The 18474-nt window shown below is 67.5% G+C and carries 10 protein-coding genes and 1 pseudogene; 7 read left to right on the top strand and 4 right to left on the bottom strand.

Annotated elements, in window-relative coordinates:
- Positions 1 to 2 precede the first annotated feature (2 nt).
- The gene (locus ABT063_RS07210) at positions 3 to 2087 is read right to left on the bottom strand and encodes a helix-turn-helix transcriptional regulator (RefSeq protein ID WP_502990767.1); all 2085 of its coding nucleotides are present in this window, start codon (positions 2085 to 2087) and stop codon (positions 3 to 5) included.
- A gap of 699 nt (positions 2088 to 2786) precedes the next feature.
- Here ABT063_RS07210 and ABT063_RS07200 point away from each other — a divergent pair.
- Genes ABT063_RS07200 through drmB form a run of 4 tightly spaced genes read left to right on the top strand, consistent with a single transcriptional unit; the run spans position 2787 to position 14525 of the window.
- Complete coding sequence (locus tag ABT063_RS07200; RefSeq protein ID WP_502990776.1) at positions 2787 to 7511, top strand: DEAD/DEAH box helicase; 4725 nt, start codon at positions 2787 to 2789, stop codon at positions 7509 to 7511.
- Positions 7508 to 9412: a UvrD-helicase domain-containing protein gene (locus ABT063_RS07195; protein WP_351056190.1), complete on the top strand. Its 1905-nt coding sequence runs from the start codon at positions 7508 to 7510 to the stop codon at positions 9410 to 9412. The genes ABT063_RS07200 and ABT063_RS07195 overlap by 4 nt, the downstream gene beginning before the upstream one ends.
- Positions 9409 to 12663, top strand: coding sequence for a helicase-related protein (locus tag ABT063_RS07190; RefSeq protein ID WP_351056189.1), 3255 nt, complete (start codon positions 9409 to 9411; stop codon positions 12661 to 12663). Before ABT063_RS07195 ends, ABT063_RS07190 begins: the two co-directional genes overlap by 4 nt.
- The gene (drmB, locus tag ABT063_RS07185) at positions 12660 to 14525 is read left to right on the top strand and encodes a DrmB family protein (protein WP_351056188.1); all 1866 of its coding nucleotides are present in this window, start codon (positions 12660 to 12662) and stop codon (positions 14523 to 14525) included. The genes ABT063_RS07190 and drmB overlap by 4 nt, the downstream gene beginning before the upstream one ends.
- A 270-nt stretch (positions 14526 to 14795) precedes the next feature.
- Here the strand turns inward: drmB and ABT063_RS07180 are convergent, their stop codons facing one another.
- A complete protein-coding gene (locus tag ABT063_RS07180; protein ID WP_351056186.1) occupies positions 14796 to 15434 on the bottom strand; it encodes an ATP-binding protein in 639 nt (212 codons plus the stop codon).
- 237 nt (positions 15435 to 15671) lie between these two features.
- On the opposite strand from ABT063_RS07180, the gene ABT063_RS07175 reads away from it, so the two are divergent.
- The 3 genes from ABT063_RS07175 (at position 15672) to ABT063_RS07165 (ending at position 17672) form a co-directional block, all read left to right on the top strand.
- Positions 15672 to 16520 carry a helix-turn-helix domain-containing protein gene (locus tag ABT063_RS07175; protein WP_351056454.1) on the top strand — a complete coding sequence of 283 codons (849 nt, stop codon included), beginning with the start codon at positions 15672 to 15674 and terminating at the stop codon, positions 16518 to 16520.
- A complete protein-coding gene (locus ABT063_RS07170) occupies positions 16517 to 16729 on the top strand; it encodes a DUF397 domain-containing protein (protein ID WP_351056185.1) in 213 nt (70 codons plus the stop codon). The genes ABT063_RS07175 and ABT063_RS07170 overlap by 4 nt, the downstream gene beginning before the upstream one ends.
- A gap of 244 nt (positions 16730 to 16973) precedes the next feature.
- Positions 16974 to 17672, top strand: a complete 699-nt coding sequence (locus tag ABT063_RS07165) for a hypothetical protein (protein WP_351056184.1) — start codon at positions 16974 to 16976, stop codon at positions 17670 to 17672.
- Between the two features lie 35 nt (positions 17673 to 17707).
- On the opposite strand, the pseudogene ABT063_RS07160 reads toward ABT063_RS07165, so the two are convergent.
- A pseudogene (locus tag ABT063_RS07160) lies at positions 17708 to 17878 on the bottom strand (serine--tRNA ligase); the annotation flags it as partial.
- A 39-nt stretch (positions 17879 to 17917) separates the two neighbouring features.
- Complete coding sequence (locus ABT063_RS07155) at positions 17918 to 18451, bottom strand: DUF6879 family protein (protein ID WP_351056183.1); 534 nt, start codon at positions 18449 to 18451, stop codon at positions 17918 to 17920.
- Positions 18452 to 18474: the final 23 nt, after the last annotated feature.

The following is an 18474-nucleotide window of genomic DNA, read 5'->3' as shown; positions in this document are numbered from 1 at the left end:
CCTCACTCCCCCTTGCCGGCACGCAGTTCGAGAACGAGCCGTGTGAGCGCCGCACGGACCGGATGGCTGGCGACTTCAGTGGAGCCCCGGAAGGTGGCTCGCCGGGCGCGAGGCGTGAAGCGGAGCACACCGTCCTCAACCTCACAGCCGTCCACGGCGACGAGTTCCGCCCAGTCGAGCCTAGGACGGCTGCCCGACCGCACGTCGAGCAGGACCACCGGTGTCATAGCGGGCAATTCGTCACCACGAGGCAGCTTCACCTCGGCGGTGATCTGCCACTCCCCGTCCGCGCCGATCGAGGCATCGAGTGCGTCCAACTCGGGGAGGGCCGACCCGGAGTTGCGTTTGGGTGCGGTCTTGCGCGGTACGGTGAGCGCCTTCCGCAACTTCGCGCCCCCCTGGCCGCCGGAACGCTTCGGCTGGGCGACCAGCTCCTTCACAGCGGCGTTGACCTCAGTCGTCAATCGGGCGATTCGATGGTGCGCGGTGTGCGACCAGCGGAGGGTCAACTCCTCGGTCTGGCCCCATCGGTCGTGTTCGGGGGGCTCGGCCGCGCGCAGGAACTCCTCGGCCTCGTCGGCGAAGGGAACCGACTCTCCGGCCGCGTGTCCCGCCAGGAGAACGGCCTGGAAAGCGTTGACGCCCAGCGGCAGCCCGGCGACACCGGACTTTTTTATGGTCATCCGGTTGCCGCGCAGCGAGTGGACTTGGTTCGAGATACCGTCCGCGTCCTCTGCTTCCGTGACCAGAAGCACCGCCGGATGCGTGCCAAGAGTGCCTCTGCGTCCGCCGGAGAGGGGCAGCCGGAGAGGGACCGTGCGGAGAGCGACCTGACCGGCCTCGGTGAGCCGGTCCACGGTCGTCCCCTCGTAGAAGGCGCGCAGCGCCCGGGTTCGAGAGGGTTGGGCGACGGTGGGGTCGACCTTCTCCTCCTCTATGACGACCTCGCCATTGCGCAGCGTGCGGACCGAGGTCTCCAGGAGGGGGAGTCGGCTTCCGCCACCGGTCATCGCTGCCCAGAAGTCCCGCCCGAGCGCCTCGACCAGCCGTCGGTGCATCGCTCGGATGTCGCTGGTCCCGTCGTCGTCGCTGTCGTCTTCGTCGTCGGCATCGAGGTCCAGCGTGCTCTGGTCGAGGCTTGCCACGTCATGGGCTCCGACGATGAGGAAGGAGGTGCCCGGCTCGTCGCTGTCGCGGGTGAGGTAAAGGCTCTTGACCGTCTCCTCGTCGGCCCACCAGGAACGAGCCACCTCCGCACCCGGGGAATCGGGGTCGGGGCGTCCCAGCCAGGCGGGGCCCGCGTACTGGCGACCGTCGACGGAACGCCAGGGAAGCTCTAGTCGTCCGATGACACGGCGCTCGGTTCGGCCCTCGTGGGGCAAGGAGAGCGTGGAATTGATCAGGACCATGCCGAGCGCACTGGTCGCCCACAGCGTCGCCTTGCCGAGGCCATAGGAACCACCCGCGCCCCGCCCCGACTTGAGGCTCTCCAGTTGGCGTCGGACTACGGCGGCGAACTTGCCGTCGCCGTAGTCGTCGCCGGTGAGGCCGGAGGCGTTGTAGTCGTCGATCCGGAGGAGGACCAAGCGGCCCTTCTCGAACATGTCGCGAACACCGGCGTCCACGACACGTCCGACCTTCTGCTGGGAGGCGGACTTCGAAACCGCCATGTAATGCCGGTGAAGTTCGTCCCAGAGGATGGCCTTCCGGAAAGCGTTCAGGGCCTCACCAGTGAGCTCCTGGAGGGTGTAACGCACGCGGACCGGGCGGCCGTTCTCCGTGAGCCGCTCGTCGAGGCTGTTCTGGCAGGTCTCACGAGCGAGGACCTGAACGTCCGCGTCGAAGGCGAACGCCGCAGCGTTGCCCAACTCCCGCCCACCGTCAGCGTGTCCGGGGCGGTGGTACCAACCGGCGGGCAGGCCGGCCAGGGTGTCGGTGGTGCGCGTGTGCACGGTGGCCAGGTCGGTGTTCAGCGCCTGAGCGATCCGTTCGATCGTCTCCGGCCTCGGAGTGGCTCGCCCGGTGATCCAGGCGGAGACCGCTGCGCGCGTCACGTCCACCGCCTCGGCCAGTTGCGTCTGCGTCATACGCGCGAACTTCAACTGCCGCGCCAACCAAGGGCCGAAGTCCTCGCCTGCTTCCACTGTGCGCTCCGCTCTCGGCTCGTTCCTACGACAACCCCACCCTACCCTCGCGATTGACACAAGGAGCAACTGTCAAAGGACGCTTGACTCCCGCGGGAGCCTCTCGATTCGACCGACCTCTGGATTCACTACCTTTTGTCCGGTATCTACCCTTGGCGGCATTGAGAGGGGACCGATGACTCCACATGGATGCGGATCGAAAAGCTCCACTTCTACCTCCAACAAGCCGTGAAAACAGAGCTCTTGCGCACACCGATTCGAATCCGCTAGCGTGCTCCACCGGCAACCCCCACATGCCTCGGAAGAAACATTTCTCCGATCCGCGCCACAGGTGTGCCTTGTTACGGACACATAATTCTCGCTGCCTTCGAGACGCACACATCCTCTCCTTTGTTCTGCCGTATACACAAATCCGCTCTCCCTGAAAGAGCAGGCACCCCTTGACGCCGCATCCGAGGCTCACGATCGCGGGACAGTACAGGATCGTGAGCGAATACGACCGCTTATCCGCCCTTTCCATGGACATCGGCTCCCCATGCAACCGCCTGGGCCGAAACCGCGTCCGTGACATCACCTGTCCCACCCGTGCTCGATGATCGGAGACCCGTGATCGCTGAACCGACCGCTGTTCTGAGAACCGTGATGGAGCAGTCCTCACGGGTTCTGCAAACGTACGAGGTCGACCCCGGACTGGTCGCCGAACACTCGAACGGCGAACGGCGCATCACCCAAGGCGGATACGGCGACCGTCAGCTCTTCGAACTCGTCCAGAACGCGGCCGACGAAATCGCCGCGGAACCCGGTGGGTCCGTCCATGTCGTCCTCACCGAATCTCATCTCTACTGTGCCAACGAAGGAGATCCGGTCACCCCTGACGGCGCGGAAACCATTCTCCGAATGAGCATGTCCCGCAAACGCGGCGGGCAGATCGGCCGATTCGGTGTGGGCGTGAAGTCGGTCCTCGTGGTCACCGACGCCCCGGAGTTCTTCAGCCGAACCGGCAGCTTCGGCTTCGATCGTGCTTGGTCGTACGAACAGATCCGGTCCGTGCCCGGGGTCGTGGAGAGGTACGGCGCCGAGTTCGACGCTCCCGTACTACGGATGGCCCGCGCACTCGACGAGAGTCTGGAGCGCGCATCCGACCCGATCCTCGACGAGCTGCTCACCTGGGCGACCACCGTCGTACGACTGCCACTTCTCCCGGGGGCGGACGACCGACTCGGCCAGGACATGCACGGAGGTCGCACGCGCCGTCCCGGCGAGCAGCGCGAGGAATTCCCGGTCGGCTTCCAGCTCTTCTCCCCGCATGTGGCGAAGGTCGTTCTGGAGGACCGTCGCCCTCGTCCGCTCGCCCGCCGGGTGCTGACCACCCAGCAGAGCGGTGATTTGCACACCGTGGTCGAGGAACGGACCGGAAAGCCCACGGCCACCGACCGCTGGCGCGTCTTCACCATCAACCACGAGCCCGGCCCGGACGCCCGGGACGACGCCGGTGAGCTCCACGGCCGGCTCTCGCTCGATCTCGCCTGGGCCGTACCCGAGTTGGAGAAGGATGCCGACAGCGGACTGTACGTCAGCCCGAAGTCTCGTGGTCGGGGACGCTTCTGGTCCTTCTTCCCGACGAAGTACGAGATGTCGCTCAGCGGCATCCTCAACGGTGCCTGGAAGACCAACGAGGACCGGCAGAACCTCCTGGACTCCTCGCCCTTCAATCAGGAAATGATCAGGGTCTCGGCGGCCCTGGTCGTCGACTCCCTTCCCGCTCTCGCCCCCAGCCCGGACCCGGCCGCCTACCTCCCTCTGCTGCCCGGGCGGGTGAAGGAAGCGATCAGTTGGGCGGACGAGTTCCTGACCCGCGAGATCTGGGCCAAGGCTGCGGTGCGCCCGTCGTTGCCCGACCAGGACGGGATTCTTCGCGTCCCGACCGAGCTGAGCTTCCACCCCCGCTTCGACAAGGACCAGAAGCGCCTCGCCAGCTGGCTGCGGATGTGGCACGAGTGCCCCGGTCGCCCCACGAACTGGCTGCACCCCAGCGTCGAGACCGACTCTCTGCGCTCGGGAAAGGTCGAGCACATCCTCGACGCGGCCGGGCACGGGCGCACCGGCGTGCGCGAGTGGTTGGAGGCGCTGGTCGCGAGCGGGAGCGTCGAGGCGTCGGCTGTGGCCATCCGCATCCTCGCGGACGTGATCGAAGTCCAGAACCCGTACGTCGAGGAGGCGCGGAAGGCACGGATCGTGCTCACGGAGGAGCACGGTCTCGTCGCTCCTGTGCCCGGTCGGGTGTTCCGCCGCGCAGACCAGGGTGGACTGCGTGAGTCCCTTGTGTACGTGGTCGATGGCATCGCCCAGGACCCTTCGCTCGCCCACGCCCTCAACGTCCTCGGCATCCGGGAGGCGGACGCAGAAGGGCGCTTCGTGAGCGTCCTCGACCAGGGCTTCGACGGCTACGGTGACACCGAATGGGAGCGGCTCTGGGAGCTGTTCCGGCAGGCCGGGGGCCGCCGGCTCGCCCACAGGGTTCTGGAGCGGGTGCCAAAGCCTCGCGAGACGCTGCATGTGCGGACCGCCGATCGGAAGTTCCGGCCGGTGCGAGACTGCATGCTTCCTGGCGCTGTGGTCGATGCCAGGCGCGACCCGGGCATCGCCGTCGACAGGGAGTTCCACTCCGACGACCTCTCCTTCTTCCCGGAGATCGGGCTGCGGGAGCGGCCCTCCACAGGAGTGCAGCCGGAGGGTGAGGCCTGGTTCGAGGAGTACCGGGAAGCAGTCCACTCGGCGTATCTGCGGGGACTGGACCAGCGCGCGCCCCGCCCGTCCCTCAACCGGATGAAGGTGGAGGGCTCGGCGATCGGTGGTCCGCTGCACATCTTCCGGTCGCTGTCGGAGGAGTCCCGCGCGGCCTTCCTGAAAGCACTGCCGGACGACGCGGTGGTGGACCACTGGACTCGTCAGATCGGCGCGCAGGCGAGCACCCGGCAAGCCGTGGCCTCGCCGATCCGGTGGATGCTCAGGAAGTACGGGTTCGTCGCCACGTCCCAGGGGATCAAGTCGCTGAAGGAAGCCGTCGGGCCGCAGCTCGCCGCCTACCGCGATGTGCTGCCGGTCGCCGACATCTCCCCGGAGAAGGCCCGCAAGCTGCGTCTGCCGACCACGGTCGACGAGGTCCCGTCCGACCGTTGGGACACCCTTCTCTCCGAGGTGTCCCGGAGCGAGGACGACACCTTCGTCGGCGCCACCTACGTGATGCTCACCCGGTTCGGCGCGGACTTCCCCGAGGGCTCTCTGACCCGGTGCCGCATCGGCGACACCTGGGGCGCCCGCCCCGACGACGAAATCACCCTCGCCGTCGGCGCCGCCGAGTATCGAGCGCTACGCGCCGAACAGCTTCCCGCGCTGCTCGTGGCGACTCCCGAGGACGCCGAGCTGATGGTCGAGAAGTGGGGCATGCTCCGCTACGCCGACGTGATCAGCCGCGAGACACGCGAAGTCCCGGACGGTGACCCGGTCCTCCTGGTGGAGCTGTATCCCGGGCTACGTCCGCGGCTGAACAGCACCAACCGGAACAGCCTGGTGCAGCGATGCACCGAACTCGAGGAGGTGACGCGCACCCCGAACGGCACGCAGCACACCTCCCTGGACGCGATGCGCCAGGGCAGCACGGTCAAAGTCCGCGTTCCGCTGGACCCCGAACCGATGCTGCGGCTTCTCGACCGCGAGTTGGAACTCGGGCTCGGTACGGCCGGCTGCCGGGCGGTGCTGGAACACCAGGAGCGCATGGCTCGGGACAGCGAGACGAAGGCGGCGCTCAAGGCCGTACGCGACGCCGAGGACGTGGTCACCAAGATCGAGCTGCTGATCGGCGCGGAGGCCCTGCGGTCCGGGCTGCCCGAAGGGCTGATGGAGGCAGAGCTACAGGAGACGGACGGTGCGGAACCGTCCGGGCACCGGATCGCGCAGATGGCCTTCAACGCGCACGGCGACGGCATGCTTCAACAGCACGCCCGGGACATCCAGGCCAGGTTCCCCAATGCGCCCGTCGCGTATGGAGGTTCGTCGGCTGCCATCACATTCGTGTCGGACCTGAGGCTGCCCGTGTCCTTCGCGGGCTCCAGGACGCCGTCTCCGCCCGCCTTCGAGACCGTGGACGGCCCGCGGGACTTTCCCCGACTGCACGGCTACCAGGAGGATCTGGTCCGGAACATCTCCACCCTCCTCGACCGACTGGCCCCGCAGCGCGGCATGCTGTCGCTGCCCACCGGCGCCGGCAAGACCCGGGTCACCGCCGAAGCCGTCATCCGCTGGGTGAAGCGGGTAGGCGACCTGGAGGGGCCGCTGCTGTGGATCGCGCAGACCGAGGAGTTGTGCGAACAGGCCGTACAAAGCTGGAAGTTCGTGTGGAACAAGGTGGGCGCGGAGCGACCGCTCACCATCAGTCGGCTCTGGAGCAGCAACGAGGTGGGGAACGTCGTCGAGCATCCGCACCTGGTCGTCGCCACCGACGCCAAGCTGGAACGATGCCTGGGTACCGAACAGTACGCCTGGCTGCGGCAGGCCGCACTGGTGATCGTGGACGAGGCGCACACCGCGATCTCCAAGCGGTACACCGACATCCTGGGGCAGTTGGGGCTCACTCAGTACGAGACCGGACGGCACTTGCTCGGTCTGACCGCCACTCCGTTCCGCAACACCAACGAGGAGGAGACCCGTCGGCTGGTCAACCGCTTCGGCAACCGGCGGCTCGACGAGGGGGTCTTCCCGTCCGGTGATCCGTACCGGGATCTCCAGAAATGGGGCATGCTCGCGCAGGTCGAGCACCGCACCCTTGAGGGCGGCCATATCGAACTGACGCGGGACGAGAGAGCACAGGCCGACCGGATGGCCGTGCTCTCCCGCGCCGCCGAGCAGCGCCTCGCCGACGACCACGCGCGCAGCCGCCGCATCGTCGAGGAGGTGGCCAATCTTCCGGAGGACTGGCCGACTCTGCTCTTCGCCACGTCCGTGGATCACGCCAAGTACCTGGCAGCCAGGTTGAACGACCGGGGGATACCGGCCGTCGCCGTGGACTCGACCACCAGCGCACAGGACCGGCGCCGGCGGATCGAGGACTTTCGCACGGAGCGGATCCGGGTTCTCACCAACTACGGCGTCCTCACCCAGGGCTTCGACGCACCCGCCACCCGTGTCGTGGTCGTGGCCCGCCCGGTCCTCAGCACGAACGTCTACCAGCAGATGATCGGTCGTGGCCTGCGCGGTCCCAAGAACGGCGGCAAGGACACCTGCCTGATCCTCAACGTCAGCGACAACATCGTCAACTTCGACACCCAGCTGGCCTTCACCCAGTTCGAGCACCTGTGGAGCCGTAAGTGACCGACGCCTACCTCGACAGCCCTCCGCTCACCGCCGAGCAGCGGGCCGTGGTCGAGCAACCCTGGGACGCGCGTGTGCTGGTCACCGCTGGTGCCGGGGCGGGAAAGACGCACACGTTGGTGCGCCGGCTCGATGCGCTGTGCGGTCACGAGGACCCCGACGAGGCGTTGGAGGCCGCCGAGATCCTGATGCTGACCTTCTCCCGGGCTGCCGCCCGCGAGTTGCGCGAGCGGATCGCCCGACACGGGGAGCGGGCCCGTCGGGTGCGCTCCCAGACCTTCGACGCCTGGGCGTACGGCGTGCTCGTCCAGGCGTACCCGGACCGGGAGTGGGGTGCGGCCGCCTTCGACGAGCGGATCAAGGCCGCGGTCGAAGCGATCGAGAAGGGCGCGCTGGAGTCCGGTGACGCCGTCCCGCCCTCCCATGTGGTGATCGACGAAGTGCAGGACCTGTTGGGCGACCGCCGGGAACTGGTGGAAGCCCTGCTCGACCGCTATCAGGACAGCTGCGGATTCACCGTGGTCGGCGACGCCGCACAGTCCGTCTACGGCTTCCAGATCCAGAACCTGAGCGAACGCAACGACGAGACCGGCCGGTTCTTCGAGTGGCTGCGTTGTTCGTACCCCGACGACCTGGTGGAGCTGCACCTCACCGAGAACTTCCGGGCCGTCACTCCCGAGGCCCGGATCGCGCTGACGCACGGTACCCGGCTCCAGCAGGTCAGCGACACGGATCAAGCAGCAACGCTCTACGAGGAACTGCGCGACCTGCTCCTGGAACCGGCGAACGGGATGGGCGACCTCACCGATCAGTTCGCGTTGGACGGGTTGCGGGGCATCTCCGACACCTGCGTGATCCTCACCCGCGACAACCGACAGGCTCTGGTGATCTCCGGCCTGCTCCACGAGCACGGCGTCGAGCACCGGCTGCGGCGCCCCCTCGAAGAGCGGCCGGTTCCGTACTGGGTGGCCGAGTTACTCCGCCGCACAGAGGCGACCGGCCTCACCGAGGACCGGTTCCGCTCCCTGCTCGCGGAGATCCCTCTGCCGTACGAGCCGAATGCGAGCGCCCTGTGGTCGGTGCTGCGTCGGACCACGCGCGCGACCGGCCGCAATGTGCTGGATCTGGAGCGGCTGCGTCGTTTGGTCGCGGACGGCAGGTTCCCCGACGAGGCGGCCGACCCGGAGATCGCCCGGATCGTCGTATCCACCGTGCACCGTGCCAAGGGCCTCGAGTTCGACCGGGTGATCGTTCTGACCCCGCCGACCATCGCCGAGCTCCACAAGCAGTACAAGGACGAGTTGGACCTCCCGGCTGAGGCCCGAGCCTTGTATGTGGCGATGACGCGCGTTCGCCAGGACCTTTACCACGCACGATCCCCCGAGTTGCCGATCCTCAAGAGAGCGGGGGGACGAAGGAACGGCCGCCGGTACGTCGGCGGGTGGCGGTCGTACGACAGGTTCGGCCTCGTCGCCGAGGCGAGCGACGTCTGCCGGGACAACCCGCCCGGCCACGAGACCGACGCCGTGGCGACCCAGGCGTACCTCCTGGAGCAGGTCGGCCCCGGGCAGGAAGTGGTGCTGCGCAAGCGCCACGACCTGCCGATGGGTGAGTGCCAGAGCCCGCCGTACGCCCTGGTGCACAACGGGCGGGAGATCGGCGAGGCGTCGGAGCGATTCCGCGAGGAGCTGTTCCAGGTGCAGAAGGTGAACCGCACGTGGGACCCCTGCTGGCCCGAGGAGATCCACGGCATACGGGTCGACACCTTGGAGACCGTGACGGGCAGCATCGCCGCCGGCGCGAACGCCGGTCTTGGCGATCGAGGTGTGTGGATCGTCCCCCGGATCACCGGCATCGGAAGGTATCGGCGGGCCAACAACGACGAGGAGCAGGGCGCATGACGCACGTAGCAGGCCAGCACTCCGAGCACTACAGGGTCCGGGACGAGGAACTGCTGGTGGGGCTCCGCCGCGAAATCCTCGGCCCCGCCGAGGACGCCGCGCCGGATGACCGGAACGAGGTGCTCACCCAGGACGCGCCGATCGACCGCTACCTGACCGGCGTGCTGTACCCGCGTGCCGCGAACAAGGACGCGAAGGAGCGGAAGGACGAGGACGCCGCCGAGCAGGAAGGCCTGGACGTCGCCCCTCTGCTCACCCGCGACGACGTCGAGGAGTCCGACACCGCACAGGAGGTCAGCGCCGCGAGGGACCGCCGTCCGTCCTCGATGGGCCTGACCTTCGCGGTCGACCCGGCCATAAGCGACACGATCGTGGTCTCGGCGCGCGCCGCCGTCTACGAGCCCACCGACGCCGACGGCAGGCCGATCCCGGCCCGTCGTGCCGAGGCCCGCACCACCGCCGACCAGCGAGAGCGGTGGCGGCGCAGGGAACTCGACCTCCCGGACCAGCACATCGATGTGACCGACCCGGCACCGGAAGGTGCGATCAAACTCGCTCCGGATGCCACGTTGCACGTCAACGTCCGTCGCCCCGACCCGACCACCGGCACGGTCACGATCACGGTCACGTTGATCAACACCCAGAAGATCGGCGAGTGGGATCTCCAGGACGCCTTCTCCCTGTTCCAGTGCGGTCTGACGGTCCGAGCCGTCGACGGCTCCACCGTGTTCGTCGAGCGTCCCGCCCCGGCCGCCGCTCACGACCCGGAGATCGCCACGAGTCGGCTGCTGCACCGTCATGCCCCGACCTTCGCCGTCGGTCACGGCTGCGCCGCCGAATGGGACTGGACTCCGCCGCCGATCGGCATGACCGACGCCGTCCGGGCCGCCGTCGCCGAGGTGCGGAGCGAGTTCGTGCCCACCGTGGAGGTGCTGCTCACCGACTCCAATCCGGAGATCGACAGCTCAGCGCTGTCCATGCTGGGGCTGGCGGAGAAGTCCGACACCGAGGTGTTGGCCGCTCTGGAGGAACTCGCCACGGGCTACGAGCGATGGATCGACCGCAAGGCGGCCGAGGCGGAGGCACTGACGGGCGACACCCACGAGAAGCCCGCGCGGGAGCAGGTGAAGGCATGTCGCGAGGCGCTCGACCGGATCCGCGAGGGCATCGAGCTGCTGCGGGCCAAGCCCGATCTGATGAGGGCGTTCCGGCTCGCCAACCGCGCCATGGCCGACCAGCGCGCCCGCAGCGCCTGGGTGAAGGGCGGACGCGTCGGCGCCCCCCACCCGGCCTCCGGTCGCTGGCGCCCCTTCCAGATCGCGTTCGTGCTGCTCTGCCTGGCCGGCATCGACGACCCCGAGCACAGCGACCGGCGGGTCTCCGATCTGCTGTGGTTCCCCACCGGTGGCGGAAAGACAGAGGCCTACCTCGGGCTGATCGCCCTCACATCGTTCCTGCGTCGCATCCGCAAGGGTGCGGACGGCGGCGGTGTTACCGCCCTCATGCGCTACACGCTGCGGCTGCTCACACTCCAGCAGTTCGAGCGCGCGGCGATCCTGCTCTGCGCCATGGAGCACATGCGGCGCCGCACTTCCGAGTTGGGACGTGAGGAGTTCTCCATCGGCATGTGGGTGGGACGTTCGGCCACCCCAAACACGCTGGTCGAGGCCGGCCGGAGGCTGGACGAGCTGCGCGCGAACCTCGACAAGCGCCTCCCCACCGAGAACCCCGTCCAGTTGCACGCCTGCCCCTGGTGCGGGACCCGCCTCGACGCCCGGCACTACGAGGTCGACGAGGACGCCAAGCGGATGTACATCCGATGCCCCGGCACGGACTGCGACTTCGCCGACGGCCTACCCGTCCACCTGATCGACGAGGCGGTGTACGACGCCCGACCGACGCTGGTGATCGCCACCGTCGACAAATTCGCCTCGATGCCGTGGCGTCCGGCGACCTCCGCGCTCTTCAACCTCGACGATCCGGACGACGGCACCCCTCCCCCGGAACTGGTTGTCCAGGACGAACTTCACCTGATCTCCGGCCCGTTGGGAACGCTCACCGGCCTGTACGAGACCGCCGTGGACGCGCTCGCCGGCCGACCCAAGGTGATCGCCTCCACGGCGACCATCCGTCGCGCAGGCGACCAGGGCCGCCACCTCTTCGCCCGCGAAGTACGGCAGTTCCCGCCCGCCGGTCTGGACGCCCGCGACTCGTGGTTCGCCGTGGAAACACCGCGCGAGGAGAAGGCGAGCCGCCGCTACGTCGGCCTCCTGGCCCCCGGCACCAGCCAGTCCACCCTGCTGATCCGCACATACGCCACCTTGCTGCACCGGGCCAAGCACGCGGAGACCAAGGACGAGGTGCGCGACACGTACTGGAGTCTCGTCGGCTACTTCAACAGTCTGCGGCTGCTCTCCGCGGCTGAACTCCAAGTCCACGACGACGTGGTGGCCTACCTGGAGTTGCTCGCCGAGCGTGAGGGCGTGGCAGTGCGCTCGGTCGCCAACTACTCGGAACTGACGAGCCGGATCGACGCCAGCGAGATCCCCACGCGCCTCAAGGGCGTCGAGAAGATGCTCCCCGACGAGGACACCGTGGACGTCCTGCTCGCCACCAACATGATCGCGGTGGGTGTGGACGTGGACCGGCTCGGGCTGATGGCCGTGATGGGCCAACCGCAGACGACCGCCGAGTACATCCAGGCGACGAGCCGGGTCGGCCGCGCACATCCCGGCCTGGTCGCGGTCATGCTCAACTCGGCGCGTGCCCGGGACCGCTCCCACTACGAGAGCTTCCAGCACTTCCACTCGGCCCTCTACCGCGAGGTCGAGTCCACCTCCGTAACACCGTTCTCCGCCCGCGCCCGCGAACGGGGCTTGCATGCGGTGATCGTCGCCCTCGCCCGCATCATGATCCCGGCCGCGCGACCCAACGAGGCCGCTGGCGAGGTCGAGTCCTACGAAGACATCCTTCGGGGCCGCATCAAGTCTGTGCTCCTCAAGCGCGTCCGCCAGGTCGCCCCGGAGGAGATCGACGCCGTGTCCCAAGGCTTCGACGAGTTCGTCGAGTGGTGGCGCAAGGAGGCCAGCAACCACAGTGGCCTGCTCTTCGAACCGAAACGGGGCAGTCGTACCCCTTCGCTCCTGAAGGCGTACGACGACGAGTCCGAGGACGCCGAGGCGTGGTCCACGCTGTGGAGCCTGCGCGACGTCGATGCCGAGTCCGCCCTGTTCATGGAGGGAACCCGATGACCCCGCCCCCCGCCCGCCGCCGCCGGATCGGAGCGAAAGGCACCACGCCCGCCCACAACCTTCCGCGACGCGGTGCGGTCCGCCGCGCCCAGGCGATCACCACGTACGGCGTCGGATCGCTCATCGCCGTCGACCACGAGTCCTTCATCATCTCGGGCCTGGACGAGGCTGACCAGAGCTGGAGCGTCGACGAGTCCCCGCGGATCCACGAGCGGCGTCTGGCCCGACTGCTCGGTGTCGACTACTTCCGGCTGCCGCCGGCGTCCGACGACACCAGCAAGGACGGCCTCCGGGTCCGCCGCTTCCCCTTGATGCACTCGTGCCCCGAGTGCACCGAACTACAGCACCATCGCGACTTCAACCCGCCCGCCGGTCGAAGTGTCTGCGGCACGTGTGTGGTGGACCTCGTCCCCTCCCGTTTCGTCGTCGCCTGCGAGGCCGGACACCTCGGCGAGTTCCCCTACTGGCAGTGGGTGCATCGTTCTCCCGACCGTGGTTCCACAACGGTCGGGAAGTGCGGGGGGAGGCTCAAGCTGCGCTCGTCCGGGCGTACGTCCTCGCTCCGCTCCATCCTCATCTCCTGCACCTGCGGGCGGGCGCCCGAGGTCTCGATGGAGGGCTCCTTCCGCAGGAACGCGCTCAAGGACCTGGGGCTCAAGTGCCGAGGCCCCCGTCCGTGGCTCGGCACGTCCGCCCCGACCAAAGAGTGCGGACTCCCCCTGCGCACGCTCCAGCGCGGTTCTTCGTCGGTGTGGCAGCCGGTGCTGAAGTCGGCACTCTCCATCCCGCCGTGGAGCAACGGCCGCGCGGATCCGCTCGCCGGCCACTGGGAGAAACTCAGGAAGTACGACGACCGCGCGGCCGTCGCTGTCTATCTCGATGCCATTTTCGACGAGGAGTGGCCCGTTTCTCTGGACGAGGTGATGGCGCTGCTCGACGCGGAACGCGAGGAAGACCCCGCAGGTGAGGCGCCCCCCACCTTCGACCACCGCTACCGCGCCCTGCGCAACAAGGAGTACGAGCGTCTCCGCTCCGGCAACGACGAGAGCGAGCACTCCCGCGACGAGCAGTTCGTCTGCGAGACCCCGCTGGGCGACCAAAGCGTTCTCGGTCCGCTCGGAGTCACCGGCCCGATGCTGGTCAAGAAGCTCCGCGAGGTGCGTGCCCTGAAGGCGTTCACTCGGCTCATCGACGCCGAGTCGACGACCGATTCGAAGGAGATGCCGCTTTCCGAAAGCCCCCTGCGCTGGCTTCCGGCCATGGAGGTCCGCGGCGAGGGAGTCTTCCTCCGCCTGGACGAGGACCGGCTGGGCACCTGGGAGAAGGCGCCGGCGGTGGCGGCCCGGGTCAAGCGGATGCGCACCGCTCACCAGCGGGTGCTGGAGCAGCGGGCCGACGATCCGAGTCGGGCCGTTCCGTCTCCGGCCACCCCTCGCATGGTGCTGCTGCACACCCTGGCCCACGTCCTCATAAACGAGTGGAGCCTGGAGGCGGGCTACCCGGCCGCTTCCTTGCGCGAGCGCCTGTACGCCGCCGATGACATGGCCGGGGTGCTCATCTACACGGCGACGAGCGACTCGGCGGGCAGCCTCGGCGGTCTCGTCGCGCAGGGCGAGCCGGAGCTTCTCGATGGCACGGTCCGTTCGGCCGTCCACCGCGCCGAGTGGTGTTCCTCCGACCCGCTCTGCATGGAGGCCGAGGCGTCCAGCACCGGCGGAACCAACCTCGCCGCCTGTCACGCCTGCGTGATGCTCCCGGAGACGAGCTGTGAGCACAACAACATCCTGCTCGACCGCGCGCTGCTCATCGGCACCCCGGACAATCCTCACCTGGGCTTCTTCGCGACCATACTGGCCCCCTAGCGTTCGGCTGGCAGAGGGACACCGACAAATCGGCAGTCTTGCTCCACCGATACCTCGGTAGTGGCGGGGATTGGCGCGGTAGCTGACGCTCCGTTTCCAGTTCCCGCCGCTGCAGCCGTGCTTGCAGTGCTCTCGCACACGGCTTTCCGACTAGTTCACCGGCCGGCATGGATGGCGTCCCACGGCATGGTGCAGTTGGTCTTGATGGCGAGACGCCATCAAGACCAACTCGGAGACCGACCGCGCCGCACAAGATGCGAGGATCCGGCTTCACAGCTCACTGCCGGACAGCTCCTCCTCGAAGTGCATCTGGGCGCGGTCGAGGACCTCGTCCACGTCGCAGCCGTGCGCTCGAAGCCAGTGGAGGAAGTCTGCGATGACATCGATCACCGCCTCCTCGGCCACAGCCGTGCTCAGCCTGCCCAGGCTTGAACGGCAACGCTGTTTCGTCGCCGCATAGAGGTCGAGGAACGCCTGAGCCCGCGTCACACCGGGACCTTCGACGTGACCGGTCGGTGAGGTGAGCCCCGTTGCCAGCTCACACCAAGTCACCTTCCGGTCTGGACGAAGTTGAACGCCCCAACGGTCGGCCAGAGCGTCGACGAGGGCCATGCCGCGTCCGCCCTCCGAGTCGGCATCCGCGGCCATCAGCGTGGGCAGGGCACGTGTGTCGGGGTCGTGGACTTCAATGCGCAGGTACGTGCCGTTCATGGAGACCGCAAGTGTGGCCGGCGTGCCGTTGCCGACGTGCGTGATGACGTTGGACACGAGCTCGCTGACGCAGAGCTGGGCTCCGTCCGTCACTTCGTGCAGTCCCCAGAGCCCCAGATGAAGTCGCATGACGCGCCGCAGGGCGGCTACTTCCTCGGGTTCGGCCGAGAAGGCCAGGTCCCACGGTTTTCGTGACATACACGCTTCCTGGATCACAAGGACCTCTCTCGTCGCATGTCGCCTCTCCGCTGACCTCACATGATCAGCAGAGCGTTACGCACACTCACGGTGAGTCGCGTTGCTCGCTAGGATGGCCTCCGCTCATCCCGTTCTGCAATGTGCACGACGGGATTCCCACTTCCGAGTGATTGGCAAGCACGCCCCTTGGCGTGAGACTGAACGCCCGCTACTCCGCAGATGGTTGAGAGGTTTGAGATGGCCGGTTCACCGACGGCACGCCGTCGCCGTCTCTCGATCGAGCTGAAGAAGCTCCGGGAGAAGAGCGCACTCACCTGCGCTCAGGTCGGCGAGGCGCTGGACTGGAGCGGCTCCAAGGTCAACCGGATGGAGACGGGCAGCGGCCGGGTCCAACCTTCGGACATCGATGCCCTGTGCCGGTTCTACGGCACCACCGACGAGCTGCGCGAGTTCCTCAAGTCACTGGCTCGGGAGGCCAAGACGCGTGGTTGGTGGCAGGTACATGGCTCCGGCGTCCCCGAGTGGTTCAACATCTACATCGGCTTGGAGCAGGAAGCCTCCACGTTCCGCCAGTACCAATGCGAGCTGATCCCCGGCCTCATGCAGACCGAGGCGTACACCTGCGAGCTCCACAAAACGGGAGCTCACATGTCGGCCGAGGACATCGACAAGGCCGTGCGTGTACGCATGGAGCGCCAGACCATGCTCACGCGAGCCGACGCCCCCGATGCCTGGTTCATCGTGAACGAAGGCGCTCTGCGCAACGTCATCGGGGATCGGGCACTGATGCGCGAGCAGCTTGAACGCGTCCTGGACATGAGCGAGTTGCCGAGCGTGACCTTGCAGGTGCTTCCCTTCGACTCAGGCACCTATCCGGCCACGGGTTCCTTCACGATGCTTGGCTTCCCCGACCCGGAAGACCAGGACTTGGTGTACCGGGACGGCATCACCGATGCCGTGTACTTGGAAGGCGAGCATCATGTTCGTGAGTACACGAGAGCATTCGACGGCTTGCGAGCCGCAGCCCTCAGTCCTCAGCGTTCCGCCCAGCTGATCAACTCCGTTCTGAAGGAACACACAAGGTGAGCACTGCAGAGCCCAAGGACGACGGCCACCTGATCTGGTTCACGTCGACGTACAGCAACGGCGCGGGAGGCGAGTGCGTCGAGTGCGCATTGGCCGATACGCGTGCGCTTGTACGCGACTCCAAGTGCGCGAGGGGTCCGGTGGTCACGGTTGGAAGTGGCGCCTGGTGTCCCTTCTTGCAGGCCTTGAAGCACGGCAAGTTGCCCTAGTTCCGCGGTCGTCTTCAGGAACAAGGCGCGCTCATCTGTGTTCACAGACATCCAGGGCCTGGTGGCCTAGGCGTACACAGACCTGCCGGACGCGAAGTGGTCGGCATACATCCGACGACATTTCATCTTCGACGCGCTCTTCGCCAGCCACGACGCGCTGCTGACCGGCCGGATGCTCTACCGAGCCTGGTGAGTACGGCAGGAGGAATGGGTAGTCCGCCCGGGATCTCGGTAGCGTCATCCGATGCAGCTTCCCTCGTACTGGATACCGAGACCCGTATTCCGGCCGGACCGCGAAACGACGGCCTCCTTCGACCGGCTGTTGGACCACGCGCTGGACCAGGGCCCGGAGCAGCCCATCGACTACCGTCTCGACGCCCCCAAGTGGCAGTTTCTGAGCCGCGCCGCGGAGCGGGCCGATGTGGTCCTGCACGGGTCGGGCAACCCGGACATCGGGCAGTTCGAACCCCGTCAGCCCGCCGACACACTCGAATTCAGCAACCGCTGCGCGGTCTTCGCGGCCACCGACGGGATCTGGCCGATGTACTACGCGATCCTGAACCGCGAGCGCCACCCGACGATGATGCTGTGCAACGCCTGCATCCGCGTCATCAGCACCACTTCCGGTTCGCGGCAGCTCAGCGACCCCTACTACTTCTTCTCGATCAGCCGACCGGCACTGGAGCAGCAGCCGTGGTGCACCGGCACGGTGTACTTCCTGCCCGCCGACAGCTTCGAGGCCCAACCACCGATCGAGAGCTCCTACGTCTCGGTACAGACCGCCCAAGTGGCAAGCCGGGAATCTGTGAAACCCGCCGCGAGAATCTCAGTGCATGCCAGCGATTTCCCGTTCCTCCGGCAGATTCGCGGTCACGACGACGAGCTCCTCCACGCACGAATAGCCGCCGACCCCGACGGCTTTCCGTGGCTCGCGGAGGACTGAACTCGCCTGTCAGGAGCGGGCATCCCGTGAGTCACCTATGCCGCCGAGGGCGTTCCGTCCGCCTTGATGCGGCGGAAGTCGAGTAATTTCGCGAGGGGTTCGGGCAGCAGGACCGATCCGTCGACCTGCTGGTGCTGTTCGAGTACGGCGGCCAGGGTGCGGCCGATGGGCAGGCCGAAGCCGTTGATGGTGGCGGCCGGGGTTGGCGAGTTCGGCGATGAGGGCCGCCATCGACGCATATTCCGTCAGTGGATCTCGTACTCGCCATGCGGGATGGCGCGCTCCCAGACCACCTCGAACGCATCCGAGCAGTGCTTGACGATGCCCGGTTCAGTGCGCAGTTCCATGGGCGGGTCGCCCCAGTCGCCGGTCCCGGTGAAGTGGTTGAAGAGAACCTGCGTCCCGTCGAAGATCCACAGGTCGGCGCCCGGCAGCAGCAGGTCGACCGCACGCCGCCGGGGCAGCCACCGCACCTGCTCGCCGGCAGAGACATTGACGACGGCCCCTGCGTGCTCGTACCGGATGTAGTCGGTAACCGGTTCGGACACGATGCGAACGCGCCGTACGACGACCCCACGGGCGACCGCGCGGGAGATCACGCCGACCCAGGGTGCCCAGTACTCCGAAGCGGGATCGGTGTCCCGCTGACCGGTACGCAGCCAGGCATCGAAGTCGTCGGCCTCGTCCCCCACGGCGTACTGGTCACGCATTTCGAGGTGTACGGCGGAACGCTGTGCGGCCTCCATAGGCTCGTCAAAGCTGGGCACCTTATGCGGCATCGCAGGCCTCCCTCAGGATCGGT

Source organism: Streptomyces sp. NPDC002838 (assembly GCF_040295365.1).
Classification (GTDB): Bacteria; Actinomycetota; Actinomycetes; order Streptomycetales; family Streptomycetaceae; genus Streptomyces.
This window is presented reverse-complemented; position numbering and strand designations above follow the sequence as displayed.

Coding starts and splice junctions, on each gene's coding strand:
- drmB (WP_351056188.1), top strand. CDS start 12,660: ATGACCCCGCCCCCCGCCCGCCGCCGCCGGATCGGAGCGAAAGGCACC.
- ABT063_RS07180 (WP_351056186.1), bottom strand. CDS start 15,434: ATGTCACGAAAACCGTGGGACCTGGCCTTCTCGGCCGAACCCGAGGAA.
- ABT063_RS07190 (WP_351056189.1), top strand. CDS start 9,409: ATGACGCACGTAGCAGGCCAGCACTCCGAGCACTACAGGGTCCGGGAC.
- ABT063_RS07210 (WP_502990767.1), bottom strand. CDS start 2,087: ATGACGCAGACGCAACTGGCCGAGGCGGTGGACGTGACGCGCGCAGCG.
- ABT063_RS07155 (WP_351056183.1), bottom strand. CDS start 18,451: ATGCCGCATAAGGTGCCCAGCTTTGACGAGCCTATGGAGGCCGCACAG.
- ABT063_RS07175 (WP_351056454.1), top strand. CDS start 15,672: ATGGCCGGTTCACCGACGGCACGCCGTCGCCGTCTCTCGATCGAGCTG.
- ABT063_RS07200 (WP_502990776.1), top strand. CDS start 2,787: ATGGAGCAGTCCTCACGGGTTCTGCAAACGTACGAGGTCGACCCCGGA.
- ABT063_RS07165 (WP_351056184.1), top strand. CDS start 16,974: ATGCAGCTTCCCTCGTACTGGATACCGAGACCCGTATTCCGGCCGGAC.